Genomic DNA, 26,901 nt, shown 5'->3' with positions numbered 1-26,901 from the left:
GAAGCCCGATAAACAAAGGATTTGTGATATTATGACATTAGTGGCATTAAAAAAACTTTTTCTGGCAGAGCGTTATTCAAATACACATGGTTATTGTTTGCTGCAGAAGCGTAGCTATGGTAATATCGCCTTTTTCAGTGCGAAATTAGTGATTAGCTCCTAATCACTTGGTGAATAGAGGTCTCCTCTAGCATTTAATAAACAAAACAACAATATTTTACAGCGTCGGTAGAGGATATTCTATTATTTTGTTACAAAAAAAAATCGACTATTTATTTAATTCGACATGGCTATATTTACGAAAAGTGGTTCAACTGATTTGTCACATAAATATAATATATACTGAGATTATTAACTTAAATAAAATACATTGTGCTCATAAAGCATCATCAGACTTCATTTAACTAATAAATATTTGTGACTTTAAAAATAATTACCTATTTTTGCAGAATAAACTTAAAATAATATTATAAATATGTCTTTTACACAGCATTGTAATGAGATTTTTAATAAGGCAATCGATGATTACCATGTTTATGACAATATAGATACCCCTATTAATAATCCATTCGAAAAAGGGACTATTGAAAACAAATTGTATCTGAAATGTTGGATAGACACAGTGCAGTGGCATTTTGAGGATATTATCCGTGATCCGGAAATAGACCCAGCAGGTGCGCTTACCCTAAAGCGACGTATTGATAAGAGCAACCAAGACCGTACTGATTTGGTTGAACAAATAGACTCATATTTTCTAGATAAATATAAAAATGTGAAAGTTCTTGATGATGCACGAATAAATACAGAGAGTCCGGCTTGGGCTGTAGACCGTCTCAGTATTTTATCTCTCAAAATATTTCATATGAAAGAGGAAGCTGAACGTAAGGATGCCGATGAGTCTCATATTGCAAAATGCAACGCTAAGCTAGGAGTTCTGCTTGAACAGCAGAAGGATCTTGGGACTGCAATAGATCAGTTGATAGAAGATATAGAAGCAGGTCGTAAATACATGAAGGTATATCGTCAGATGAAAATGTATAATGACGTAGACACGAATCCAATTTTGTATAAGAAATAAATGAATACTGAGCATTTGCTTATAATGCGCTTCTCGGCTTTGGGTGATGTGGCGATGACTGTTCCTGTGGTTTATTCATTGGCAAGCCAATATCCAAATCTACGCATAACGATGTTGAGCAAACCTTTTGCTCGCCCTTTCTTTGAGAATATAGCTCCAAATGTAGGCTTTATGGCTGCAGATATTAAAAAAGAATATCATGGGGTTAGAGGGCTGAACGCACTTTATAGGAGATTGGCTGCAAAGAATTTTACTGCTGTTGCCGATTTTCACAGTGTGTTGCGTTCTGATTATCTGCGTATGAGATTTAACTTCGACCATTACCGTGTTGAGAGTATTGACAAGCACAGAAGTGGGAAAAGCAAACTCATAGCAGAACATAATAAAGAATTGATACAGCAGCCTACATCTTTTCAAAACTATGCCGATGTGTTAGAAAAGTTGGGTTATCCGGTGAAACTGGAATTCAATTCACTTTTCCCGCCAGAAGGAGGTAATCTTAGATTACTTTCAGATAAAATTGGAGATAAACGCCCGTTTCAACAATGGATAGGTATAGCTCCGTTTGCTGCACATGAAGGTAAGATGTATCCGTTGCCATTAATGAAGAATGTCATAAGGATGCTTGTTAATAAACATCCTTCGTGCAGAGTATTCCTCTTTGGTGGAGGAAATGAAGAAATGAAACTACTCGATGAAATATCTTCAGAGAGTAAACAGATAATAAATGCGTCACGATTGATGAATGGACTGCAGCAGGAGTTGATTCTGATGAGTCATTTAGATGTAATGGTGAGTATGGATAGTGCCAATATGCATTTGGCTTCGCTTGTTAATACACAGGTCGTGAGCATCTGGGGCTCAACGCATCCATTTGCAGGTTTCATGGGATGGAATCAGAGTATGGATAATGTTGTGCAAGCTGATTTGCCATGTCGTCCATGTAGTATCTATGGAAACAAACCATGCCTGCGTGGCGATTGGGCTTGTATGCATAATATCAGTCCGGAAGTTGTTGTAGAACATATAGAACGAATATTACAAACAAAGTGAAACTAATTGATATTTCGTGAATTACACGAATAAAAGTCCAAAATAATGCACACTAATGGGGTGTTTGTGCAACCCTAAGTGCTTTTTTGGATAAAATATTTGCGAAATTAAAAATAAATTCGTTCCTTTGCACCCGATTTTTAATTAGAAATTATTTATAAACATTTTAAAAAGTTACAATTATGTCAGAAATTGAAAGCAAGGTAAAGGCTATTATCGTAGACAAACTTGGTGTAGACGAGGCTGAAGTTAAGCCAGAGGCAAGCTTCACAAATGATCTTGGTGCTGATTCACTGGATACTGTAGAACTTATCATGGAATTTGAGAAAGAATTCGGTATTTCTATCCCAGACGACAAGGCTGAGACAATCCAGTCTGTAGGTGACGCTATCAAGTACATCGAGGAAAACGCAAAATAATAGTCTATAATTATTTTTGCAAATTTATACGATTAGGGATTAGTGATTAAGGATTGAAAACGTCATTAAATGTATTTTCAATCACTAATCCCTAATTCCTAGTCATTTTTTATATATACACACATGGAATTAAAGAGAGTAGTAGTAACGGGTCTTGGTGCAGTGACTCCTGTCGGAAATAATCCTGAGGAAACTTGGAATAATTTTCTTGCAGGCAAGAGTGGTGCCGCTCCTATTACACATTTCGATACGACAAATTTCAAGACTAAATTCGCATGTGAGGTTAAAGACCTTAATGTGAATGATTATCTTGATCGTAAAGAAGCCCGCAAGTTGGATAGATATACTCAACTTGCCATGATTGCAGCAATGCAAGGTGTGAATGATTCAGGTCTCGACCTTGAGAAAGAAGACAAAAACCGTATTGGCGTTGTCTTTGGTGTTGGTATCGGTGGTATCAAGACATTCGAGGAGGAAGTTTCATATTATGCTCTGCACAAGGAAGAAGGACCTAAATTTAGTCCATTCTTCATTCCTAAGATGATTGCGGATATCGCTTCAGGTCAAATTAGTATTCATTTTGGTTTTCGCGGTCCAAACTATACAACAACTAGTGCATGTGCTTCTTCAAGTAACGCTCTTGCTGATGCTTTCAACCTTATCCGTTTAGGAAAGGCTAATGTCATCGTCGGAGGTGGTGCCGAAGCTGCCATTTGTGAAAGTGGTGTTGGTGGTTTTAATGCCATTAAAGCTCTTTCTACTCGCAATGACGATCCTGAACATGCAAGTCGCCCATTCAGCGCAAGTCGTGATGGATTCATCATGGGCGAAGGTGCAGGTTGTCTTATCCTTGAGGAATTGGAACATGCTAAAGCTCGTGGAGCAAAAATTTATGCCGAAATGGTTGGCGAAGGCGCAAGTGCTGATGCTTATCATATTACAGCTTCTCACCCAGAGGGACTAGGTGCAAAACTCGTTATGAGAAATGCACTTGAGGATGCAGGCATGAAGCCAGAAGATATAGATTATATCAATGTCCACGGAACATCTACTCATATAGGCGATCTTTCTGAAGCTTTGGCTATTAAGGACGTATTTGGTGAGCACGCTTACAAACTGAATATCAGCTCTACAAAGAGTATGACTGGTCACCTGCTTGGTGCTGCTGGTGCGATAGAGGCTATGGCGTGTGTACTTAGTGTTAAGAATGATATCGTACCTCCTACCATCAACCATGCGGAAGATGATAATGATCCCGATTTGGATTACAACATGAATTTTACTTTCAACAAGGCTCAAAAGCGTGAAGTGCGTGCAGCACTTAGCAATACCTTCGGATTTGGAGGTCATAATTGTTGTGTCATTTTCAAGAAATATGCTGAATAACTTCATAGACAGAATAAAGCTTCCTTTCCGTAAGGAAAAGGAACTTTATTCTTCTTTACACGCTATTCTAGGTTTTTACCCACATGACATCAGTTACTATAAGTTAGCATTGATGCATAAGAGCGTTATGAAGCGTAATGCAAAGGGAAAACCTGTAAACAATGAGCGCTTAGAATTTTTGGGCGATGCTATTCTTGATGCAATCGTAGGAGATATTGTCTATAGACATTTTCCTGGTAAGCGTGAGGGATTCCTTACAAACACTCGTTCAAAGCTTGTACAGAGAGACACTCTTAACAAGCTTGCCAATGAAATGGGCATCAATAAGTTAATACTAAGCAACGGACGCAGTTCTTCTCATAATAGTTATATGGGAGGAAATGCTTTCGAGGCACTTGTTGGTGCAATGTATCTTGACAGAGGTTATAATGCATGTATGCACTTTATGGAAGAGCGTATATTATCACAGATGATCAATATTGATAAGGTTGCTTATAAAGAAGTAAATTTTAAAAGCAAACTCATTGAATGGGGACAGAAGAATCGTGTGAAGCTAACTTTCGAAATGCTTGAACAGAAGAAGGATGAAAATGGCAGCCCAATGTTTAACTATAAGGTTTGCATTGAAGGTGTTGATGGATGTTCAGGTGGTGGATACAGCAAGAAAGAAAGTCAGCAGCTAGCTAGCAAGCTGACTCTTGATAAGTTACGTAAGGAACCTAAATTCATTGACGAGGTGTTTGCTGTTAAAGCTAGTCGTACAAAAATGGAGGAAGAACCAGTTGAGGACGTTCCGAGTACAGATGTTAATGATGGTTTTATTATCAAGCATGATATTGAGGAACCTGAAGATAAAAAACGTGTAACAGCATTCAAGGAAGAAGTCTTCGAAGATAAGAGCAGTAAAATGTCTCGTCGTTCTCCTATGTATAGAAGCGATAATGAGGTTAAAAATGCCGAAGTTGCAGAACCAGAAAATCATAATACAGAAGATGAAGATTTTGATTTGAGCGACATAAGTTCACGCCCACAAAGTCGTGAAAGCATAATAGAAGCCGCAGAGTCTGCTGCTTTTTCAGAATAGAATAAATTCTGATACAGTACAGATAAGCCCGGACAGGAAACTTTTTTACCTATCCGGGCTTATTGTTTAATCAAAAATATAAGACTCTTATAGGCTTTATGATAAAAGCTATTGAACATAGAAAAAGGATAGCCTAAAGATATCTATGATGAATCTTACTGAAATAAATCTTTCTTTTGTGAAAAAAGACGTAACTTTGTGGCGTTATTATTATTTATCTAACTTAAACAATATGGCAAATAGGGAATATATTAATAAAAATAAAAAGTGGCTTATTGATAAATCATGCGAAGATGGAGTGTTCACTATAGTGAAAGGTGTATCATATAAGGTTATATCTTCGGGAAACGTGAATGGTAAGCAACCATCTGCTCGCAGCATAGTTACTACTCACTATACTGGGCGTACTATAGACGGAAATATTTTCGATAGTAGTATTGGTGGCGTACCTTTGGCAATACGTCTTTCAGACGTTATAGAAGGCTGGGTTATCGCTATGCAGAAAATGCATGTGGGCGACAAGTGGGAGGTATACCTTTCTTCTGATATGGGATATGGAAAATTCGCACAACCTGGAATTCCAAGTTGTTCTACTTTAATATTTGAAATAGAACTGCTTGACGTTGGATAAAAAAATCATCAAGAGGCATGCTATCTTACGATACGTGCCTTTTGTGGATTCATCATATCGTCATCCCATTCGTCAAGATGATCTTTGTAGCGCTCTGTTTCGTATGTGTGAACAGCTATTTGATATAAGCAGTGGGCTGCAAATGCATTATCAGTAATGTTTTCTTGTTTTTTATATCTACGGCCGGCAAGGTCTGCAAGACTACCAAGGTGAGTGTTGCTTACGTATATTTTGCCGTTATTTTCTTTCACTTCAATTATCATGTCGAAATAGTCAAATGTTGGTTTGATCGTACGCAGAGAATTGAATGTATTTTCAAATTCCTTTATATCTTCTGTCTCTAGAGGATGTAGTTCCTTTAAGATTTCACTTACCTCATTGAAACTTACCTTATTCATTAAATCCTTTATCGATGTCATATTTCTTTCCTTGTTTTGCAATAATAGTTGCTGTTATTATAATTAAATATAGTCAATGTTATTACAAAATTATGGTATTTTTACGAACCTACAAAATAAAAAGAGATATTATTTGTTTGAAGATAATGATATAGTCATTATCCACGTTTGCGGTAAATTGCGTATCTTTGCAATTACTTTATGGATAGCTTAGACCGCAAGATAATACATATTGACATGGACGCATTTTTTGCTAGCGTTGAACAACGTGATAATCCTGATTTACGTGGCAAGCCAGTTGCTGTGGGTTATGACGGTGAACGTGGTGTCGTGTCTACAGCTAGCTATGAGGCCCGTAAATATGGTGTGCATTCTGCAATGTCTATGATTGTTGCTAAGCGCCTTTGTCCCCAGTTGATTGTTGTTAGGGGTAGTCATGAACATTATAGTGAAGTTTCGTCGCAGATACATGCTATATTTAAAGACTATACAGATGTCATAGAACCTTTATCCATAGATGAGGCTTTCCTTGATGTTACAGAAAACAAACTCGGAATAGATCTTGCTATAGATATAGCAAAGGAAATAAAGCAACGCATAAAAAATGAGTTAAACCTGACTGCTTCTGCAGGAATATCATACAATAAATTTCTTGCGAAGATAGCGTCTGAATACCGTAAACCAGATGGTATATGTACAATACATCCCGATATGGCTCTTGACTTTATCGGCAAATTACCGATTGAAAGTTTCTGGGGAGTTGGACCTAAAACGGCAAGGCGCATGCACCATATTGGAATATTCAACGGTGCTCAGCTTAGGGAATGTTCATTAAAACATCTATCTGAAGTGTTTGGAAAGGCTGGACCAGTTTTTTATAACTTTGCAAGGGGTATTGACGATCGTCCTGTGGTTGTTGAGCGTATAAGGAAATCTGTGGGATGCGAGCAGACATTCCTTCAGGATATAAGTATGAAGTCGGCGGTGTTAATTGAACTTTATCACTCCGTGTTGGAACTTTGTGAGCGGATATCAAAAGATGATTTCGAAGGAAAGACACTTACTTTGAAAATTAAATATGGTGATTTTCAGCAGATAACACGTAGTATTACTGGTAACAGGATATTGAAGACCAAAGATGATATTCTGCCTTTGGCAAAGAAATTGCTTAAACTGATCGCATATAGTGCCGATCATCCCATAAGACTCTTGGGATTGTCGGTTTCAAATCCGGGGGCAGATGACGAACTTCCTACACCTGAATGGATACAGTTGGAGCTAGAATTTAAAGATTGGGGCAAATGACAATGAATACAAAAGAAAAACTTTGGAATGCAAAGTATATAAAGGTGATGACAGCTAATTTTATGATGTATTTTGCCTTTTATATACTTACCCCATTACTCCCTATATATCTGAGTGAGAGATTCGGAGCGACGAATGATGTCATCGGACTTGTACTTTCGGGGTATACTATTGCGTCATTGATAATACGTCCGTTCAGTGGTTTTGTTGTAGATAGTTTCAACCGCAAAAAGGTACTTGTTATTTGTCTTTTCTCGTTTTTTGTATTTTTCGTCGGATATATAGCAGCAAGCACACTCCTTATGTTTGCTATAGTTAGAACATTACACGGAGGACCTTTCGGTGCTGCTACAGTAGCTAATAGTACAGTTGCTATAGATGTACTTCCATCAAGTCGTAGAAATGAAGGCTTAGGATATTATGGACTAAGCAATAATCTTGCAATGGCTATCGCTCCTTCAATAGGAATATACTTATATAAGTTGTTGGACGATTTCAGCGTGTTGTTCTGGATAGCCCTTGTCGTAGCTTTTGTGGGCTTACTTGTTGACGGAACGGTGAAGATACTAGCTAATTCTATTGTGAAGAATAATGGAAAACTTTCTCTTGACAGATTTTTCCTTACACGTGCATGGTTGCTTGCAATTAATATAGCTATGTTTGGTTTTTGTTTTGGAGTATTAAGCAATTATCTTGCAATCTACAGCAAACAGGAACTTGGAATTACTGGAGGAACAGGCACATATTTTGCATTACTTTCAATAGGACTGTTTAGTTCTCGTATTGAGGGAGCTAAAGCTTTACGTGAAGGTCGTCTCACTCATAATGCCGCATACGGGATGTGTATTGCTCTTATTGGTTATATTATGTTTGTTGCCTGGATAAATCCAGTAGGTTATTATCTGTCGGCATTCCTTATAGGATTAGGTAACGGTCACATGTATCCTGCATTTCTTAATATGTTTATATCTGTGGCTCATCATGATGAACGGGGTACAGCCAATTCATCAATACTAACTTCATGGGATTTGGGCTTTGGTATAGGAATACTTCTTGGTGGAGTAGTTTCCGAAATGGTTGGTTACAAAGCTGCTTTCTGGATGGTAGCCATTGAAAATGCATTTGGAGTTTTACTGTTCTTCATGTTTGCCGGCAAGTTCTTTGTTAAGAGACGCATAGAGGCGTCTTCCTTTTGATATGACCATATAGCCAGATAAAGGCAGGTATAAGGAACATATCAGCCATTATCCATGCCACAGGATCGCCATAACATACACCCGTAAACTTCAGGGCGGGTACAATCCAAAGGCTTACGCCACATCGTGCAATCATCTCCATAACTCCGCTCATCATGCTTAGGTTGCTGTATCCAAGTCCCTGAATACTATAGCGGAATATGGTGAGCAGTCCCAGTGCAGGGTAGAAGTAGTTTGCAATGCGCATAAACATTGCTGCGTTGCTTACTACATCCTTTTCGCTACCATCTACAAAAAGCATCATCATGTAGTCGGCAAAAGGATATATAACGATAAACGTGATGATGAAATACACAAGCATAATTTTTATGGCAGCGTATATTCCTGTCTTTATGCGATTAATTTTTCTTGCGCCAATATTTTGTCCGCAATAGGTAGCCATGGCAACTCCGATGTTCTCAAATACACATGTGAATAGATATTTTATACGTATGCTTGCCGTGAAAGCTGCTACATAGGTGGTACCTAACGCATTGTTGGCACTTTGCAGCATAATGATTCCAACGGCAGTGATAGAGAATTGCATTCCCATTGGCATGCCGTTGTTGAGCAATATATTTATTAATTTGTTGTCGAAATGTGTTTCCTCTCCCTTTGGTATCAGCAGTTGCAGTTTCCTTTTGATATATACCCAGCACATCAACGATGCACAGCATTGTGATATCAGTGTGGCTATTCCTGCACCTTCTACGCCCATTCCGAGAATTAGAATGAGAATTACGTCAAGTATGATGTTGATAAACGAAGATGCTATAAGAAAATAAAACGGTTGTTTACTGTTGCCTATAGCGCGTATGAATCCAGAAAGAAGATTGTATGCGATTGTAAATGGTATGGCTAGAAATTGCAGGAACAGAAATATGTAGGCGTTATCGAATATGTCAGTAGGAGTGTTTACGATCTTTAGAACCCTTCCACAGAATATACAGCTCATCAATGTTATCACTATAGCCATTACTATTGCAATGCGCATAGCGTTACTCACGTATGACCGCATCTTCTTGTAGTCCTTTGCTCCGAAAGCTTGAGCAATAGGAATGGCGAAGCCCGCACAAGAGCCATTGCAGAATCCCATAATAAGGAACATAATGCTGCTTGATGTTCCCACTGCCGCAAGAGCATCTACACCAATCCACCTTCCTACAATTGCCGCGTCAATGATAAGATACATCTGTTGCAGTATATATCCTAGTATCAGTGGAATAGAAAATTTCAGGATGTCTCTTACAGGAGACCCTATTGTCATATCATTAGTGTTAGCCATCAATCTTCTTCGTTAATATATTCCCATAGTTTATTATAGAATGGGTGACGGCACAGCGTATCTTTGTCGCCTATTATTATTAGTTTCATCCTTGCACGTGTTATAGCGACATTCATTCGCCTAAGGTCATGGAGGAATCCTATTTGACCATCAGTATTACTTCTTACCAAAGAAATCAATATCACATCACGTTCCTGCCCTTGGAAACCATCCACAGTGTTGATGCTTATTAGATGCCTATATGGTTTAAAGAATTCTTTTTTCTTTATCAGTTTGCGCATGTATTGCACTTGTGCCCTGTATGGAGATATCACTCCCACATCTATTTGTTCTTCAAGAATCTTTTGCTTGCCAATTTTCGTGAAATAATCTTCAAGTTTTTCAAGAGTTATGCGAGCCTCTTCCTTATTAATTATTGATTCTCCGTCTCTGCCTTCACCACTTGCGGCTTTAGTGTTATCTTTGTCATTTGTTACTGGTGCTGTTTCTGTCCATTCTATAGGTGTGTCATAGTCAAGTATACCACGGAATTTAATCTGTGGAGCACTTTCCACTTGGCCGTGGTAGAACCAGTCGCTGGAGAAACGCATGATTTTTTCGTTCATTCTATACTGTATCTTCAACAACGTAACAACTTCTGGCTTGTTTTCTACAATGCGTTCCATCAGAGTCTTGCCTAGTCCTGCCTTAAGTGCGGCAATACTTTTTATTGTAGGTGGAAGTTGGCAGTGGTCTCCTGCCAAGATTACTCTTGTTGCTCGTTTTATTGGAATCCAGCATGCAGCTTCAAGAGCCTGTGCTGCTTCGTCAATAAACAATGTTCCAAATTTCTGTCCTTCAAGAAGTCTGTTTGCCGAACCAACAAGTGTAGATGCTATTACTCTAGCCTCACCAAGTAATTCAGAATTAATTCGAATCTCTATTTCTGTGGCGCGTGCTTTCAGATGTTCCAATTTCTGATGATATTTTTCGTCACGTTCTTTTCTGTGACTTCTCAAATCTCGTATAGCTCTTCTTATAGCCCATAGTTGAGAATATTCGGGATGACCCTCAAACTTCCGCTCGTAAGTAAATCCAAGCATTTTATCGTTCACCTTGGTTGGATTTCCTATTCTCAACACGTTTATTCCTCTGTCTACTAACTTCTCGCAAATCCAGTCAATAGCCATGTTGCTTTGTGCGCATACCAAAACTTGATTCTCTCGCATAAGCGTCTCGTTGATAGCTTCAACAAGAGTTGTTGTCTTTCCTGTTCCTGGAGGGCCATGCACAACTTCAACATCTTTAGCCCAAAGTACCTCGTTTACGGCCTTCTCCTGAGTAGGATTGAGCCAAGGAAAGCGTTGTGCCGTAAAAGAGAAATGTTCTGCTTTCTGATGTGAATAAAATAAATCTCGCAAATATGCCAGTCTGTTTCCCTTTGCTTTGATCACTCTGTCAAGAGCTTCAAACATCAGCTTGTAGCTTGTCTCGTCAAAAAACAGTTGTATTCCTATCTTTTCTGTGCATCCTTGAAGATCTATGGCATGTCCTCCATCAGGAATAATCACGACCATTCTGTTGCCATCGGCAAAAGAGACTGTACCTGTGAAATTAAAGTAATGTAATGATTTTCCGTCTGTTTTAAAGAATGCTACAGGTCTTCCGAATTCAAAGTTATGTTCTGTATCCGTATCCGTATTTCTTGTTACCTCTATTGCCATCTGGTTTAGAGAGTTATAGTAACTTTTTCCTATATTTAGAGGAAACCATGCTTCTCCCTTCTTTACCTTACGCATTAGTCCTGTTGATTCTGTTTGTTTGCGAAAAGCTTCTTTTTCTGAATGATACTCTATTTCTAAGAGCATCTTCTGTCTTTGTAGTTCTTGTATTGGTGATGTCTGTTGATTCATATCGAGTGCAAAGTTACTAAAAATTTTCCTTTTCCTTTGATTTTCCACTTGTTTGGAGTATCTTTAACTAACGTTGAACAAAAGACAGCGTCTTAATAATAAAAACAAAAAACGTCTTTTTTATTTTGTATTGTGTTTTACTTGCTGTATCTTTGTGATATGGAATCAGTTGTTTTGCATGGTTTGTCTATCGGATATAAGGATAAAAAAGTGGGTGAAGAGATCAATGCTTCGCTTTGCAGCGGTGAATTTACATGTCTGCTGGGATCAAATGGAGTAGGGAAGTCAACACTGCTTAAAACGATATCAGGATTTATTAAACCACTTGCTGGTAATGTTATCATTGACAATACTAATATCAATGATTATTCTTCGGCAAAGCTGGCACAAAAGATAAGTGTTGTGCTTACAGGAAAACCAGGAGTGGAAAACATTTCTGTAGGAGAGTTGGTTGGCATGGGGCGATACCCTTTTACTGGATTTTGGGGGATATTGAATAAGGATGACGAGAGAATTATTGATGAGTCTTTGGATATGGTTGGAGTCTTAAAATTGAAAAGCCGTATGGTTCAGACGCTAAGTGATGGAGAACGACAGAAGACAATGATTGCGAAAGCACTTGCTCAGCATACTCAAATGATTTTTCTTGATGAGCCAACTGCCTTTCTGGATTTTCCAAGTAAGATAGAAATGATGAAGCTATTGCAGAATCTTTCACATCAGTTTGGTAAGACAATATTGCTATCCACACATGATGTAGAGCAGGCTTTACAGTTAGCTGACAAACTGTGGCTTATGAATGATGATAAAATGTGTATAGGAACACCTCGTGAATTGTCATCAGATGGCACTTTAGGAAATTATATCGAACGGGACAGTATAGAGTTTGATAAAAAAAACATGATAGTTAAGATTAAATCATAAACTATCATGTTTCAATATAACTATTGATTATTTTATAATATTCTTAATATCTTCTATATTTTTGTCAAAGGGGCCGCTATGTTCAAGTTTAAGTGTGCACATGGCAGCTGCGAATTTTCCTGCATCAGAATAGCCAGCACCTAAACTTCTCATATAAAGATATCCTGCAGAATATGTGTCACCACATCCTGTTGCGTCAACAACTACATTTGGTTTGTAAGCAGGAATCTCATAGAATTTGCCTTCTGCATATATTACGCTGCCATAACTGCCGAGCGTTATCACGACCTCACGTACTCCCATTTCTGCTAGTTTAATAGCTACAGTACGTGGATTTTTTGAATTTGTGATAACTTCCATTTCATGCTCGTTTAGTTTTATGATATCAGTGCATTCAAGTATTCTCTCTTTGTCTTTCCAATCTGTAGCGAATACATTTTCTCCTCTAACTTCACGCAGATATCCCTGAACATCAATAGAGATAAGTCCTTTTGTTGAGAGGTATTCAACAACTTCTGGTGAGAAGTCATCGGCAAGCAGGCTTCCCAGATGATATACACGTGCGTCAATACCTTTCATCTCGTCAACTGTGAATGGATCAGCTTTAGCTAAAACACGCTGTGTGCGGTTGTTTGTATTGTCGCCATATTTGTTTTCAAAGAAAACGCTCTTATTACTTTGATGACATTCCACGTCTATGCCGAGTTTCCTCATATTCTCAACTTCGTCAAGAGATTCCTTTCCTACTTTTGTGACAAGTTGATATGAAACGTCATTTGGAAGCCGATTCATACCATAAGACATATAAAAGGATGTACCTCCAGCCATAAAGACGGTATCTTTAGGAGTGATGATTTTATCCAGAGTTATATGTCCAATGCAGCAAATATCTTTCATTATCGTTGTTTAATTTCTGCAAAGTTACAAAAATAATTCGTAATCAAAAACTAATTATTGCGTTTAAGTTTTTGTAACTGCTTTTTTCTCGCTATTACTATATATAATTTCTACTAATTTATTTAGATAAAAAAGTCTTATCTGCGGTATTCTTCTGTTGTCATTCCTGTAATCTGCATGAACAGTTTCGTAAAGTTTGCAATTCCGCCGAAGCCTAGTGCTAATGCTATATATGCATCACTTTTCTTATTCTCAATAATCATTTGTTTTGCTATGTCAATACGCCTTATCTGTAAATAGCTGGCAAAGTCTTTTCCACTCTCATGCTTTATAAGATCATTGATGTATGCACTTGATAAGTTTAGTTTTCTACTAAAACAACATGTGCATGGCATACCCATTTTATGTATCTTGCCATTTAGCATATAATCATCTATCTCATTACGTATCGTGTTGTATGTTTCATCAAATGCATCATGACGTGTGATAAACTGCCTTTCGTAAAAACGGCAACAGTAATTTAGTAGCAACTCAATCTTGTTGCTTATGATCGTTGAACTGAATTTGTCAATACCCCATCGTAGTTCGCGATTAATGTTGTCAATGCAGTCGTATATCGTCTTAAGTTCAGCAGCTGAAACGTGCAAAGATTCATTTTCTGGCTTATATTTGAAGAAAGTGTAGTTTTTGATTTGTTTGCCTAAAGTTGTTCCACATAGAAGGTCAGTATCAAAAATCAGCAGTTTACCTGATTGCAGACAATCTTTCTCCCCGGCAATGTTAATCGTTTTATCTGGTGATCTGAAGAATATGGTAGCAGCATTGAAATCATAGGGCTTTCTTCCGCCACTTCCGAGTAGCGGATGTTCCTGTATCAGTACTGAATAAGTGTTCAGTTTTATTTCCTCTTCCTCATATTTCCCAGATAAATTTATTATGCTAACGAGTGGATGAAGAGTTTTTGCGTTGAACAGTTTATTGCAGTTGCACACCGTATTTATATCTTTGTAATGGTTACCCATCAGAATAATCTTAATATTTTTGATAAAAGCTCTTAGGCTTCAGCCATTTGTTTTCTGAATTGGCTTGGCGTTACGCCAACGTTTCTCTTGAAGTAACGATTGAAATGCTGGCTATATTGAAATCCAAGATGATATGCTATTTCGTTGATAGTATCCTGTGAACTTGCAAGTTCTTCTTTGGCAAGGTCTATAATTTTGCTTTGTATGTGATCCTGTGGAGCTTTTCCTGTTTCTTTTTTTACCAAATCACCGAAGTAGTTAGGTGATAAAAAACATTCCTCGGCGAAGTATTTTACAGATGGCAGACCATCATGTAATGCTCTGTCTCCAGTGAAGTAATTGTTAAGCAGCTTTTCAAACTTATCAAGAACATCACGGTTTGCTGCTTTACGGGTTACAAATTGTCTTTCATAGAATCGCATGCAATAATCAAGCAGTAACTCTATGTTTCTGCAAATTAGTTTTTTGCTGTGATTGTCTATCGGATGGTCAAGTTCCAGTTTAATTCTGTTAAGGCTGTCTTTGAATATAGCCTTTTCATCTTCGCTCAAGTGCAATGCCTCACGTGAAGAATAGTCGAAAAAAGCGTATTGCTTGATGTCGTGCCCAAGAGATGTTCCACGTATAAGGTCGGGATGAAAGATAAGCCCAAGTGCCTGTGGCTTATAATCTTTTGCTGGTTTGAAATGTACCACTTGTCCAGGTGCGAAAGATGTCACCGTGCCTTCCTGATAGTCGTAGGGCTGGCGTCCGTATGTGATGTCGCCACACATGGTCTGTTTAAGCCAAACCGAATAGACTTCATATTCTAAAGTCTTTTCTTTTTTGGCATTTTGATAATTAGCCTCTGACATGTCTACAACAGCAATTAGTGGGTGCTTTGTCTCGAGTCCCATCATCTCATTGTACTTGTCAATGGAGTCTATAATAACAACATCATTCTCTGCCATATTTACTTGATTATAATTTTATGGTTGCAAAGATAAGAATAATCAGGCAACACTGAGTTATATATATTACGGATATTCCAACCATTTTTACATTATCATAGTTGTAACAGCAAATCTACATTTCCTATAGTGAATAATGATAGCGTATCTGCAGTGCTTACATGTGCCGTTCTTCGTGTGATTACAGTTCTTCTATTTATGCTTCCAGCCGTCTGGTCAAGCCATGCATTAAGTAACGTTATCAGTAATAATATTTTTTCATTAGAAGTTAGGTAGATTTTTATGCAAATATAATGAAATTATTAGTATAAACACCTTTCATATCTTAACTTTTTACTACCTTTGCCCCGAAATATTAATTTAAGGATGAATAAGAAGCAAATTCTTCTGATAAATGATATGGCGGGATATGGCAAAGTAGCCACGGCAGCAATGCTTCCGATATTGTCTTATTTTGGACATCCCACATATAATCTTCCCACAGCCTTAGTGTCTAATACACTTGACTACGGAAAGTTTAATCTACTTGATACCACAGACTATATAAAAGGCGTGTTTCCCGTATGGAAGGAACTTGGATTCTCTTTTGATGCCATCGCCACAGGATTTATAGCCAGCGAGCGTCAAGCCGACATAGTGTCGCGTTATTGCTTGGAACAAGCGTCAACTGGAACAACAATTTTTGTTGATCCTATCATGGGCGATGAGGGCAAACTGTATAATGGGGTAACTCCTGCAGCGGTAAAAAGTATGCGTGAGATGTTGAGTGTTGCTCATTTATGTTATCCAAACTATACAGAAGCATGCTATCTTACCGGACGCGAATATAAAGCTGAAGGCGTTACAAAAGATGAGGCTCATAACCTTCTTGAACATTTGCGCAAGATAGGATCAAAGTCTGTTCTCATAACAAGTATCACTGTTGACGGACAACCTTCAGTTGTTGGATACAATAACATACATAACGAGTATTTCAAATTATGCTATGATGAGATTCCTGTTCATTTTCCTGGTACAGGAGATATTTTCTCGGCTATACTTATCGGGCATCTGCTTGACGGTGAGTCGTTGAAAGATTCAACCAGAAAGGCTATGGACGGAGTCTACAAACTTATTGACCTGAATAAAGACAATATAGATAAAAACAGGGGAATACCCTTGGAACAGTATCTGAACATTTTATAATTAAAATGGACTGGATTAATAGTTTATTTAACATTCATTCTTCAATACAGACCTTAGTTATTCTTTCTTTAATTATCGCCTGTGGTCTGGCTCTTGGCAAAGTCAGGGTGATGGGAATATCACTTGGAGTAGCCTTTGTATTTTTCGTTGGTATCTTTGCCGGACACCTTGGTTTTACAATAAATCCAGTCTTATTGGATTATATTGAGACATTCGGACTATCAATGTTTGTTTATTGCCTGGGACTTCATGTAGGGCCTAATTTCTTTGGATCATTGCGGCATGAAGGCATGGCGCAGAATCTTTGGAGCTTGGCTGTTATCATCTTTGGTACTGTCTTTGCCTTGTTGCTTATTCCTTTAACAGGAGTAAGTCTGCCTAATATGGTAGGTTTGCTTTGTGGTGCTACAACAAATACTCCTGCTCTTGGTGCAGCCACTCAGGCTATAAATCATCTTGGAATGGGCAGTGGTAGCACAGCCTTGGCTACAGCCGTGACATATCCCCTTGGTGTGCTTGGTGTCATATTTGCGATGCTGTTCCTGCGTAAAGTCTTTGTAAAGCCTGAAGATTTGGCTGTTAAAAAGATAAATGAGGAGGATCATACATATATAGCTCAGTTTGAAGTAGTAAATCCTGCTGTTGCCGGAAAGTCTATTTCTGATGTATCACGAATGACTCATCTTCGTTTTATTATATCACGTATCTGGAGAGGCAAGGAAGTTATTGTTCCTATGGTTGAGACAAAACTTATGGAAAATGACAGCTTGCTTGTTATTACCAATCGTGAAGATGAGGCTGCTATGGAAATTCTTTTCGGGAAGAGAGTTAATAAAGATTGGAACGGAGAGAAGATTGACTGGAATGCTATAGACTCAAAGGTTGAGAGTCGTGTCTTGGTTCTTACAAGAACAGAACTCAATGGAAAGAGACTGGGCGAACTGCATCTACGTACTTCTTATGGAGTCAACGTGAGTCGTGTCACACGTGGTGATATAAAACTTCTTGCTACAGACGATTTGCGATTGCAATATGGCGACAGAATTACGGTTGTTGGTCAGCATGATTCTGTGAATAATATGCAGGGATATTTTGGTAACTCCGTTAAGACTTTGAACGAGCCTAATATCGGCAGCATATTATTTGGTATAATCCTAGGTTTGGGACTAGGATGCATTCCTATATCTTTACCGGGAATGGCTAGTCCTGTACGTCTAGGCATTGCAGGTGGTCCTATTATCATGGGTATTATTATCGGTGCTCTAGGCCCGAAACTTCATTTTATATCATACACCACTCGATCTGCGTCGCTGATGTTACGCAAGTTGGGACTTAGCTTGTATCTTGCATGCTTGGGACTTGACGCAGGAAAAGACTTTTTCGCTACGGTTGTCCGACCTGAAGGTATTGCTTGGGTGGGAATAGGTTTTCTTATAACTGTTGTGCCGATTATTATCATCGGACTTATTGCATTAAAGACACATAAGTTTGATTTCGGAACGATCTGTGGAATACTTTGTGGAAGTATGGCAAATCCTATGGCATTGGGCTACGCTAATGATTCATTGAAAACAGATAGTGCAAGTATAAGTTATGCATCTGTATATCCACTTGGTATGTTTGTCAGGGTTATTATAGCTCAAATGATTATAATGTTTCTGGCATAGCAACTGCCTTTATTAATATAATTGAAGATTGGAGAGTCCTTGCCTTTATTATGGCTGTGGCTCTCCAATGTTTTTTTAGCTATGGCATATATTTCTCTATATATAAGGTACGCATACACGCACGCGTACTACAGGCTTTTCAAAATATAAGTGTCGGAGTGACTAGTTGCTGATTACTAGTAAGTTACTTTGCATTTTGGTAATAATTACGTGTCGGAGAAAATGCATGATAATTGAAGTTTTGTGTCACGTTTTCACGTAGAAACGCTATCCGTTTTACGAAGTGTTGGCATGCGTTTTGCGTTGTTTTACCGAGTGATATGGGCCTAATCACTCGGTAAAACAACATGGATTGGCTTTATATTTTACCGACACTTTCATCAACACTTGTTATCAGTAGAAATGATACCTAACACATTGATATTCAGTCAATCGATACTTTGACGCTAGTATTTCAAAAAGTCTGTAGTGCGCGTGCGTGTATGCGTACCTTATATATAGAGAAATATATGCTGTAGCTAAAAAACAAAAAAGTAGGGAGCTGTCTATGTAAACTAGTAGACAATACACGTAAGCCCTTTTTCTACAATAACTTATATACTTGGTTTTCGGAAGAGCAATAAAATAGTACTAAATTACTGATTTGCGTACAAATGTTTATTGCAAATTCTGTTCTATGTCGTAATTTTGCAACATATAATTACAAATTCGTTGTACCTAAACATGAACAAGCAAAAACTAATTTATGGCATCGCCTCAATGATGCTTTGTGTGAGTGAAAACGCTTTTGCACAGCGTGATACTATAACAATAGACAGTTGGCAGTTTAGCAGGAGTTCGCTAAACGCCGTTGATGCTACACAACAGCATGGTACTTGGAAAAACGTAATAATTCCTCATGACTTTCAGATTGAGCAACCATGGGTGGCTCCTTCTAAAGAAGAACATGCCGACAATTCTGATCAGGCTGCTAATGTGAAAAGTCGTTTGTCAGCACGTGGCTTTAAGGAAATGGGGATAGGGTGGTATCGTAAGTCGTTCACTCCAGGAAAAGACTGGAAAGGAAAACGCGCTATGTTGGAATTTGGTGGTATCATGCTTGTCGGTGATGTCTATCTAAATGGTGAACGCATAGGCGGAACAGAATACGGATATATCGGATTTGGTATAGATATTACTGATAAGATAAAATATGGTAGTGAGAATATTCTCGTTGTAAAAGCCGACACACGAAAAGAAAACAATTCAAGATGGTATACTGGTGGTGGATTGTTCAGAACTGTAAAATTGATATTGACAGACAAACAACTCTATTTTTCACGCCATCCGCTTTATATTACTACGAAGGATAATAACACCGTAAATATTAAAGCTGAGATATTTCGTTTTAATAAGCAGAAAAATGGTAATGTGAAAGTACGCATTCTTGATGCCAAAGGAAATTTGGTAGCAGAGAAAGACAACGACGTGAGATTCTCACAACATAGCCGTGATGCTGAATATAAATTGGAACCTATACATATTTCAAACGCTAATCTGTGGGATATAGATTCACCTTATTTATATATGGCAGAAGTTTCTGTATATGATGAAAATGGAAAGATTACAGATAAGGTTACAGAACAGTTTGGTATACGTACTATTGAGTTTTCACCTGCTTTTGGTTTTAAGCTTAATGGTAAGAAAGTTATGCTGAAAGGTATTGCCAATCATAATAGCCTAGGAGCATTGGGATCAGCCGCATATCCTCGTGCTATTGAAAAAAGAATCAAACTTTTGAAGGAATTTGGTTTTAACCATATTCGTTGTTCACATAATCCATATAGTGAAGAACTTTATCAACTATGTGATAAATATGGAATACTTGTTGTTGATGAGGTCTATGATAAATGGCTTACACAATATTCTGGTGGAAGAGAATCTTGGTCTAACCATTGGCAGTATGATATTCCTGAATGGATAGAGAGAGATAGAAATCACCCTTCTGTGATATTATGGAGTCTTGGAAACGAATTGCAGACATATCCAGATTTGCCTTTTAATGATTGGGGTGTAACGCCATATCGTTTGTTGAAGACGTTGCTTAACCGTTATGACAGTACACGTCTTACAACTGTGGCGATGCATCCAAGAGGTCGAAATTGGGAAACCGATTCGCTACCATGTGACTTGGCAATGATAACAGATATTCAGGCATACAATTATCGATATATGTATTTTCCTGGTGATGGACGTCGTTTTCCAAATATGATATTCTATCAGAGTGAGGCGAATATGCCGATGATGGGACCAAACTATTATGAGATGAATCTTGATAAAGTTGTGGGACTTGCTTATTGGGGAATGATAGATTATCTTGGAGAAAGTCTTGGATGGCCAAAGAAAGGTTGGGATAATGGTGTCTTTGATATATCGTTGGAACCAAAACCGCAAGCTTATTTCCTGAAATCTATATTCTCAGATAAACCAGTTGTACATATAGGCATTGCCGATTCAAAGGATGATGCAGAAATGTGGAATGGTGTAAAGTTTGATGGAGATCGTATTTCAGATCATTGGAATCGTAAGCCTGGAAATAAATATACTGTATATACATATACAAATGCTGATGAGGTTGAATTATATCTTAACGGAAGAAGTCTTGGGATAAAGAAAAACTCTTTTGATCCAAAGACACGTAATAAGATAAAGTGGACAGACGTGGAGTATCAAAAGGGTACACTTGAAGCAGTAGCAAGGACCAATGGTAAAATAGTAGCACGTCATAAGATAGAAACTGCCGGAAAGCCAAAGGAACTTCAACTAATCCCAGATGTTGAAAATTGGAAAGCTGATGGCAATGATTTGATGCATGTACGCATATTGGCTGTTGATCATAAAGGATTACGCTCACCTATGGCAAACAGCAAATTAATGTTTGATGTTTCTAGTGATGCTGATATCATTGGCGTATGCAATGGTGATATTTCTAGTGAAGAATTGACAGTAGGTAACTCTCGGAGACTTTATAATGGTTCTGCTATGGTCATACTTCGTTCTGGTAAGAAATCAGGGAAAGTGAAACTTAAGGTTAGCGGACAAGGATATAAGACAAAGACCATAACATTATACTTAAAATAAAAGAATTTAGTGTTTATTTGTATTTTCGCACGTTTTTACCAACAAACGTACGAAAATACCGTTTTGCGTTAATTAAGTATATGTATATTTGCGACGAATTAACAAACTAAGCCTAAATAATAATTAAATGAATCGTAGAAAATTGTTAAAAGGTACAGTATTACCAGTAGCTGTGATTAGTGCGGCTATGACTTTTACACCAGCGATTGGTGTGCAACATGCGTTTGCCAATACCCAGCAGGTAGGACAAAACATTGTTCGCGGAACCGTTGTTGATGAACATGGTGAAACTGTAATCGGTGCGACCGTAATGGTTGTTGGTCCTGGTTCTAATGGAACTGTGACAGATCTTGATGGTAACTTTAACCTGAATGTAAAATCAGGTGCAAAGTTAAAAATCTCTTTTGTGGGTTACGACCCAATGATCGTAATTGCCAAGAACGGAATGAAAGTCACACTGAAGGAAAACACAAACAACTTGCAAACAGTTGAGGTTGTTGCCTATGGTGTGCAGAAAAAAGTTACCGTTACTGGTGCTCTTTCAAGTATAAAAGGTGAAGACCTTGTTCGTACTCCGGTAAGTTCAGTTAACAATGTCCTAGCAGGTCAGTTAAGTGGTGTAACTACAGTACAATATTCTGGTGAGCCTGGAAGTGATGCCGCAAAGGTGTTTGTACGTGGCCAGGCAACATTCAACAATGCGGAACCTCTTGTTCAGGTTGATGGTGTAGAGCGCAGCATGGGAGATATTGATCCTGAGGAAATTGAAAGTATTACAGTTTTGAAAGATGCTTCTGCTACAGCTGTGTTTGGTGTACGTGGTGCAAACGGCGTTGTCCTTATCACAACTAAACGTGGTAAAGAAGGTAAGGCTTCTGTTACAGCCAATACTTCATTCTCTATATTGACTCCAACCAAGATGGTTGAGCAGGCTGATTCTTACGGATACGCTACATTCTATAATCAGATGAATGACAATGATGGTAAAGAACATAAATTTTCAGACGCTATCGTTGAAAAATTCCGTACAGGAAGTGATCCGATTCGTTTCCCAAGTATTAAGTGGGATGACTATATCATGAAGAAGTCTACAATGCAGACAAAGACAAATGTCAGCATTAGTGGTGGTACTAGCAAAATGCGCTACTTTGTCAATGCTGGTATGTATACCCAAGGTGGACTTTTTAAGGAATTTGGACAAGATTATAAATTTGGCTATCAATATAATCGTTTCAACTATCGTGCTAACTTAGACTTAGATGTAACTAAAACGACAACATTATCATTTAACATTGCTGGTAGTGTTGATAACTCAAATAAGCCACATACGGGACAGGGTACAAGTGGAATGGTTCAGGCTCTTTATCAGGCAACTCCGTTCTCTAGTCCAGGTATTATTGATGGTAAATATATTGAAACAACAACTGATTATTCAGATTTGAGATTGCCATTCGTTGGTGGAAGTGGTATTACTTATTATGGTAATGCTGGTGTTAATGGCGGTTTTTTCCAATATAGTAATAATAAACTTCAGTTGGATGCACAGTTGAACCAGAAACTTGACATGATAACTAAAGGTCTTTCTTTTAAGATCAAAGGTTCATACAATAGTTTGTTTGGTGTTACTAAGGAAGGTTCACGTGCCATGGCTTCATATTATCCAGTATTAAAAAAGGATGGTTCAATTGGATATAAGATGGCTGGTCAGACAGGTCAGATAGCTTATTCTGAATCAACAGGTCGGGATCGTGATTGGTATTTTGAGACATCTCTTACATATAATCGTTCTTTCGGATTGAATAATGTAGGTGCTTTGTTGTTGCTTAACCAAAGTAAGAACTATTATCCTTCAACATTCTCTGATATTCCACAAGGATATGCTGGTGTTGTAGGTCGTTTGACATACGACTGGAACAACCGATATATGGCAGAGTTCAACATTGGTTATAACGGTTCTGAAAACTTTGCACCTAGCAGACGTTATGGTACATTCCCTGCAGGTTCTTTAGGTTGGGTAATCAGTGACGAGTCTTTCTGGAAACCATTGAAGAAAGTTGTTAGTTTCCTTAAATTTCGTGTAAGTTACGGTCTTGTAGGTAATGATAAAATTGGTGGTAGTCGTTTTATGTATCTTGATGATCCATACAATGTGAACAATTCTGGAATTTATTCTCGTGGTGGTCGTGGTTATAACTTTGGTATAGAAAATAACACGGTATCAAAGGGTGCTTACGAAATGTCAAGAAACAATCCTAACGTTACATGGGAAAAAGCATTTAAACAAGATTATGGTGCTGATATCTACTTTATAAAAGATAAACTTCGTGCTACTGTTGATTATTACAAGGAACATCGTACAGATATTCTACTTCATGATGACACAGCACCTTCAATTCTTGGTTTTACAACTCCTGCAGAGAATCTTGGTGTTGTTGATAGTTGGGGTTACGAATTGTCTCTTAAATGGAATGATAAAATTGGAAAAGATTTCATTTATTGGGCTGGTTTAAACCTTAGTTACAATCAGAATGAAGTAAAGGAAGCTAAGGAAGCTCCTTACAATAATCTGTATCAGTATTCAAAGGGACATCGTCTTGGAGCACGCTCTGAGTATAAGTTCTATCGTTTCTACGATGCAGAAACTCCCGCTCTTTATGAAAAAAAATTTGGTGAAAAGTTCCCTACTCAGCTTGCAGGTGTTGATTTGAAACCAGGTGATGCTGTTTATGTAGACCTTGATCATAATGGTATAATTGACCAAAATGATATGAGTCGTGATTACGGCTATACTGAAGATCCTGAATATGTAATGGGTGTCAATTTTGGTTTTTCATTTAAGAATATTTCTATCAGTACTCAGTGGACTGGTGCGTGGAACGTGAGCCGAATGCTTGATGATGTATTCCGTGAGCCATTTAAAAATCGTACTGGCAATACTGAAGGTGGTTTGCTTCAATACCATATCGATCATACTTGGAATGCGGAAAATCCTGGTCAGAATTATGAGTACCCACGTGCAACTTTGGACAATGCTGTTAATAACTATGCTACATCTACATTATATGAAAAAGATGCTAAGTATCTGCGTCTGAAAACTTTGCAGGTAGCTTACGATTTTCATTTGGCATTTATGAAGAAACTTGGACTAAATCAGCTTCAACTTTCCTTCAGTGGTTATAATCTCTTGACTTTTACTCCATATAAATGGGGAGATCCTGAAGCAAGAGCTAGTGGCTCTCCTTCTTATCCACTTCAAAAGACATATACATTCTCTTTAAAGGTGGGATTCTAATGCAAAAAATGATTTTGCCTAAAATAATAAATAACGCAAATTAATTATGAAACTAAATAATAAGACATTTATTGGAGCATTCCTGACTTTGTCTTTAGCCTTAGGATTTGGTTCTTGTACAGATGATATTGCCTTTGGTAATAAATTCCTTGGCAAGGCTCCTGGTACTGATGCAACAAAAGATACTGTATTTAATAATGCTGAATATACGCGACAGTTCCTTGTCGGTGCTTATGCTCTGCAATATTATGGTTTGCCATATACAAGTTCTCATAGCTCTGCGAGTTATTGGAATGGTAAGTTTGATGCTCTAACAGACTGTTGGCAATTGCATTTCACTCAATCATCAGTTTTTCAAACATATTATTCAGGACAGTTGAATGCTACCTCTGGTAGTTCTTCTGTTTTTGGTTATTTGAATGAGAATTGTTGGGAACTGATACGCTCTGCTTATTTGCTTCAGGAGAATATTGGTAGGACTCCAAACATGGAGGAAACTGAAAAAACGCAGATGAAAGCAGAGGCTAAATGCCTTATTGCTTCTACATATTTTAATCTGTTTAGAATGTACGGTGGTCTTCCTATCGTAAAACGCAGTTTTAACGTTGGTGAGACTTCTTATGATTTGCCACGTGCATCTGTTGAAGAGACTGTAAACTTTATGGTTGGTTTACTTGATGAGGCTTCTAAAGTTTTACCTTGGACACCCGAAGACCCTACTTCGGAAACAGGTAGATGGACAAAAGCAGCAGCTATGGCTATGAAATGTCAGATTCTGCAATTCGCGGCTTCACCTTTGTTCAATTCTGATAAACCATATTATGGTTCAACTTATTCAATAACTGACAGTAGTCCAGTTTGGTATGGAAACTATAGTAAAGATCGTTGGACACGCTGCAAGACTGCATGTGAGGAATTCTTGCAGCAGTTGAATGCAAATGGAGGTTATTCTCTTGTTCAACCAGCTTCAAAGACTATTGAGGGGTATCGCTATGCATTCCGCTATGGTTACGTAAATCAGAATAGTCCTGAAGTGATATTTGCAACACGTGTATCTTCTTTTGGTAAAGACACGAAATTTATGTGGACACAGCTTGGTGGTGGATTGAATGAACGTTATTCTTATGCTCCAACGCAGGAATATGTTGAAATGTTCCCTTGGGCAGACGGAAAACCATTTAATTGGACTGCGACTGAAAATGCAGGAAAATTAGATCAAATGTTTGTTAAGGGTGATACTATCGCAACAAAACAGGAACTGCAGCATCGTACATATACTCGTGATCCACGTCTTTATGAAACGGTAATGGTGAATGGTGACCTTGAAACATCTTCTTTGAACTCAGGAACAATGAGTGGTAATAATTTCGAGTTGTGGGATGGTGGTTCACGTGCGTTGAACGGTCCTTCTACAGAAAGTGGTTATTTCGCTACTGGATATGGTAACAACAAATATATCACAGGTACAAATAATGTATATTTACGTGCTCAACCTCAGTGGGTTGTACTAAGTTTGAATGATTTCTATCTTACTTATGCGGAAGCATTGTTACAAGCAGATGATAATTTTACTGGTGCTTTGCAATATGTTGACAAAATTCGTTCACGTGTAGGTCTCAAGGGATTGGCTGAATGTAATCCTGGTGAGGACTTGACTTCAAACAAGGAAAACTTGTTAAGTGAGATCCTTCGTGAACGTGTTTGTGAACTTGGTATGAGTAATTCTCGTTATTTTGATATTAAGAGGTATAAACTCGGACAACAAGTTCTTTCACAGAAGTTACATGGTCTAAAAATGTATCGATTAAGAAAGGTTGATGGAAAATGGGTTCATGTGAATGATATAAAAAATGCCAATACACAATGGTGGAATGGTGATAAGAAGACAGATAAGGGTAGTAATCTTAACCCTGGTTTCTACGAGCCTACACACTTTGATTACGAAAAGTTTGAGTCACGACAATCTCGTACATGGTGGTCTGGTTATGATCCAAAATGGTATCTTGAGCCATTCCCTCAGACAGAAGTTAACAAGGGATATGGCTTAACTCAAAATCCTGGTTGGTAATTTAAAGTTA

General features: G+C 38.0%; 20 protein-coding genes. 14 read left to right on the top strand and 6 right to left on the bottom strand.

Features of this window, described 5'->3' with window-relative positions; genetic code table 11:
• The first annotated feature begins 475 nt into the window (after window positions 1-475).
• The 6 genes from prwr041_RS04980 (at window position 476) to prwr041_RS04955 (ending at window position 5,651) form a co-directional block, all read left to right on the top strand.
• Window positions 476-1,078, top strand: coding sequence for a DUF4254 domain-containing protein (locus prwr041_RS04980; RefSeq protein ID WP_207155236.1), 603 nt, complete (start codon window positions 476-478; stop codon window positions 1,076-1,078).
• A complete protein-coding gene (locus prwr041_RS04975; RefSeq protein ID WP_207155235.1) occupies window positions 1,079-2,131 on the top strand; it encodes a glycosyltransferase family 9 protein in 1,053 nt (350 codons plus the stop codon).
• Between the two features lie 182 nt (window positions 2,132-2,313).
• Complete coding sequence (locus tag prwr041_RS04970; RefSeq protein ID WP_018464184.1) at window positions 2,314-2,550, top strand: acyl carrier protein; 237 nt, start codon at window positions 2,314-2,316, stop codon at window positions 2,548-2,550.
• A gap of 123 nt (window positions 2,551-2,673) precedes the next feature.
• Entirely contained in the window at window positions 2,674-3,936 is a 1,263-nt protein-coding gene (gene fabF, locus prwr041_RS04965) for a beta-ketoacyl-ACP synthase II (protein WP_207155234.1), read from the top strand.
• Complete coding sequence (rnc, locus tag prwr041_RS04960) at window positions 3,926-5,020, top strand: ribonuclease III (protein ID WP_207155233.1); 1,095 nt, start codon at window positions 3,926-3,928, stop codon at window positions 5,018-5,020. Before fabF ends, rnc begins: the two co-directional genes overlap by 11 nt.
• Window positions 5,021-5,252: 232 nt before the next feature.
• Window positions 5,253-5,651 carry an FKBP-type peptidyl-prolyl cis-trans isomerase gene (locus prwr041_RS04955; protein ID WP_207155585.1) on the top strand — a complete coding sequence of 133 codons (399 nt, stop codon included), beginning with the start codon at window positions 5,253-5,255 and terminating at the stop codon, window positions 5,649-5,651.
• Between the two features lie 20 nt (window positions 5,652-5,671).
• Here the strand turns inward: prwr041_RS04955 and prwr041_RS04950 are convergent, their stop codons facing one another.
• Window positions 5,672-6,070, bottom strand: coding sequence for a DUF6557 family protein (locus tag prwr041_RS04950; protein ID WP_207155232.1), 399 nt, complete (start codon window positions 6,068-6,070; stop codon window positions 5,672-5,674).
• Between the two features lie 180 nt (window positions 6,071-6,250).
• Here prwr041_RS04950 and dinB point away from each other — a divergent pair, with 180 nt between their 5' ends.
• Window positions 6,251-7,354, top strand: coding sequence for a DNA polymerase IV (gene dinB / locus prwr041_RS04945; RefSeq protein WP_207155231.1), 1,104 nt, complete (start codon window positions 6,251-6,253; stop codon window positions 7,352-7,354).
• A gap of 2 nt (window positions 7,355-7,356) precedes the next feature.
• Window positions 7,357-8,550, top strand: coding sequence for an MFS transporter (locus prwr041_RS04940; RefSeq protein WP_237072307.1), 1,194 nt, complete (start codon window positions 7,357-7,359; stop codon window positions 8,548-8,550).
• On the opposite strand, the gene prwr041_RS04935 is transcribed toward prwr041_RS04940, so the two are convergent.
• Window positions 8,519-9,874 (bottom strand): MATE family efflux transporter, encoded by a 1,356-nt coding sequence (locus prwr041_RS04935; protein ID WP_207155229.1) that lies wholly within the window; start codon window positions 9,872-9,874, stop codon window positions 8,519-8,521. The two genes, prwr041_RS04940 and prwr041_RS04935, sit on opposite strands and share 32 nt — an antisense overlap.
• The gene (locus prwr041_RS04930) at window positions 9,874-11,766 is read right to left on the bottom strand and encodes an AAA domain-containing protein (protein ID WP_207155228.1); all 1,893 of its coding nucleotides are present in this window, start codon (window positions 11,764-11,766) and stop codon (window positions 9,874-9,876) included. The genes prwr041_RS04935 and prwr041_RS04930 overlap by 1 nt, the downstream gene beginning before the upstream one ends.
• A 159-nt stretch (window positions 11,767-11,925) precedes the next feature.
• On the opposite strand from prwr041_RS04930, the gene prwr041_RS04925 reads away from it, so the two are divergent.
• Window positions 11,926-12,690, top strand: coding sequence for an ABC transporter ATP-binding protein (locus tag prwr041_RS04925; protein ID WP_207155227.1), 765 nt, complete (start codon window positions 11,926-11,928; stop codon window positions 12,688-12,690).
• A gap of 27 nt (window positions 12,691-12,717) precedes the next feature.
• On the opposite strand, the gene prwr041_RS04920 is transcribed toward prwr041_RS04925, so the two are convergent.
• The 3 genes from prwr041_RS04920 to prwr041_RS04910 all read right to left on the bottom strand — a co-directional run bounded on the left by prwr041_RS04920 (window position 12,718) and on the right by prwr041_RS04910 (window position 15,559).
• The gene (locus prwr041_RS04920) at window positions 12,718-13,587 is read right to left on the bottom strand and encodes a PfkB family carbohydrate kinase (protein WP_207155226.1); all 870 of its coding nucleotides are present in this window, start codon (window positions 13,585-13,587) and stop codon (window positions 12,718-12,720) included.
• 137 nt (window positions 13,588-13,724) lie between these two features.
• Window positions 13,725-14,609, bottom strand: a complete 885-nt coding sequence (locus prwr041_RS04915) for a helix-turn-helix domain-containing protein (protein ID WP_207155225.1) — start codon at window positions 14,607-14,609, stop codon at window positions 13,725-13,727.
• 32 nt (window positions 14,610-14,641) lie between these two features.
• Window positions 14,642-15,559: a helix-turn-helix domain-containing protein gene (locus prwr041_RS04910; protein WP_207155224.1), complete on the bottom strand. Its 918-nt coding sequence runs from the start codon at window positions 15,557-15,559 to the stop codon at window positions 14,642-14,644.
• Between the two features lie 366 nt (window positions 15,560-15,925).
• On the opposite strand from prwr041_RS04910, the gene prwr041_RS04905 reads away from it, so the two are divergent.
• The 5 genes from prwr041_RS04905 (at window position 15,926) to prwr041_RS04885 (ending at window position 26,891) form a co-directional block, all read left to right on the top strand.
• Window positions 15,926-16,744 carry a pyridoxamine kinase gene (locus prwr041_RS04905; RefSeq protein WP_207155223.1) on the top strand — a complete coding sequence of 273 codons (819 nt, stop codon included), beginning with the start codon at window positions 15,926-15,928 and terminating at the stop codon, window positions 16,742-16,744.
• A 5-nt stretch (window positions 16,745-16,749) separates the two neighbouring features.
• Entirely contained in the window at window positions 16,750-18,411 is a 1,662-nt protein-coding gene (locus prwr041_RS04900; protein WP_207155222.1) for a putative transporter, read from the top strand.
• Window positions 18,412-19,134: 723 nt separating this feature from the next.
• On the top strand, window positions 19,135-21,531 hold the full coding sequence (locus prwr041_RS04895) for a glycoside hydrolase family 2 protein (protein WP_207155221.1): 2,397 nt from the start codon (window positions 19,135-19,137) through the stop codon (window positions 21,529-21,531).
• Window positions 21,532-21,658: 127 nt separating this feature from the next.
• Entirely contained in the window at window positions 21,659-24,823 is a 3,165-nt protein-coding gene (locus tag prwr041_RS04890) for a SusC/RagA family TonB-linked outer membrane protein (RefSeq protein WP_207155220.1), read from the top strand.
• Window positions 24,824-24,869: 46 nt separating this feature from the next.
• The gene (locus prwr041_RS04885; RefSeq protein WP_207155219.1) at window positions 24,870-26,891 is read left to right on the top strand and encodes a RagB/SusD family nutrient uptake outer membrane protein; all 2,022 of its coding nucleotides are present in this window, start codon (window positions 24,870-24,872) and stop codon (window positions 26,889-26,891) included.
• The last annotated feature ends 10 nt before the right edge of the window (window positions 26,892-26,901 follow it).

Origin of the sequence: Prevotella herbatica (assembly GCF_017347605.1) — a bacterium.
Taxonomy (GTDB): domain Bacteria; phylum Bacteroidota; class Bacteroidia; order Bacteroidales; family Bacteroidaceae; genus Prevotella; species Prevotella herbatica.
Note: the sequence above shows the minus strand (reverse complement) of the source record. Positions and strands in the feature narration are given on the sequence as shown.

Bases quoted from the DNA above. Each gene is read 5' to 3' on its own strand.
- prwr041_RS04885 (WP_207155219.1), top strand. From the start codon at position 24,870: ATGAAACTAAATAATAAGACATTTATTGGAGCATTCCTGACTTTGTCT.
- prwr041_RS04900 (WP_207155222.1), top strand. From the start codon at position 16,750: ATGGACTGGATTAATAGTTTATTTAACATTCATTCTTCAATACAGACC.
- prwr041_RS04920 (WP_207155226.1), bottom strand. From the start codon at position 13,587: ATGAAAGATATTTGCTGCATTGGACATATAACTCTGGATAAAATCATC.
- fabF (WP_207155234.1), top strand. From the start codon at position 2,674: ATGGAATTAAAGAGAGTAGTAGTAACGGGTCTTGGTGCAGTGACTCCT.
- prwr041_RS04930 (WP_207155228.1), bottom strand. From the start codon at position 11,766: ATGAATCAACAGACATCACCAATACAAGAACTACAAAGACAGAAGATG.
- prwr041_RS04975 (WP_207155235.1), top strand. From the start codon at position 1,079: ATGAATACTGAGCATTTGCTTATAATGCGCTTCTCGGCTTTGGGTGAT.
- prwr041_RS04970 (WP_018464184.1), top strand. From the start codon at position 2,314: ATGTCAGAAATTGAAAGCAAGGTAAAGGCTATTATCGTAGACAAACTT.
- prwr041_RS04980 (WP_207155236.1), top strand. From the start codon at position 476: ATGTCTTTTACACAGCATTGTAATGAGATTTTTAATAAGGCAATCGAT.
- prwr041_RS04955 (WP_207155585.1), top strand. From the start codon at position 5,253: ATGGCAAATAGGGAATATATTAATAAAAATAAAAAGTGGCTTATTGAT.
- prwr041_RS04925 (WP_207155227.1), top strand. From the start codon at position 11,926: ATGGAATCAGTTGTTTTGCATGGTTTGTCTATCGGATATAAGGATAAA.
- prwr041_RS04915 (WP_207155225.1), bottom strand. From the start codon at position 14,609: ATGGGTAACCATTACAAAGATATAAATACGGTGTGCAACTGCAATAAA.
- prwr041_RS04940 (WP_237072307.1), top strand. From the start codon at position 7,357: ATGAATACAAAAGAAAAACTTTGGAATGCAAAGTATATAAAGGTGATG.
- prwr041_RS04950 (WP_207155232.1), bottom strand. From the start codon at position 6,070: ATGACATCGATAAAGGATTTAATGAATAAGGTAAGTTTCAATGAGGTA.
- prwr041_RS04890 (WP_207155220.1), top strand. From the start codon at position 21,659: ATGAATCGTAGAAAATTGTTAAAAGGTACAGTATTACCAGTAGCTGTG.
- prwr041_RS04895 (WP_207155221.1), top strand. From the start codon at position 19,135: ATGAACAAGCAAAAACTAATTTATGGCATCGCCTCAATGATGCTTTGT.
- prwr041_RS04910 (WP_207155224.1), bottom strand. From the start codon at position 15,559: ATGGCAGAGAATGATGTTGTTATTATAGACTCCATTGACAAGTACAAT.
- prwr041_RS04935 (WP_207155229.1), bottom strand. From the start codon at position 9,874: ATGGCTAACACTAATGATATGACAATAGGGTCTCCTGTAAGAGACATC.
- prwr041_RS04905 (WP_207155223.1), top strand. From the start codon at position 15,926: ATGAATAAGAAGCAAATTCTTCTGATAAATGATATGGCGGGATATGGC.
- dinB (WP_207155231.1), top strand. From the start codon at position 6,251: ATGGATAGCTTAGACCGCAAGATAATACATATTGACATGGACGCATTT.
- rnc (WP_207155233.1), top strand. From the start codon at position 3,926: ATGCTGAATAACTTCATAGACAGAATAAAGCTTCCTTTCCGTAAGGAA.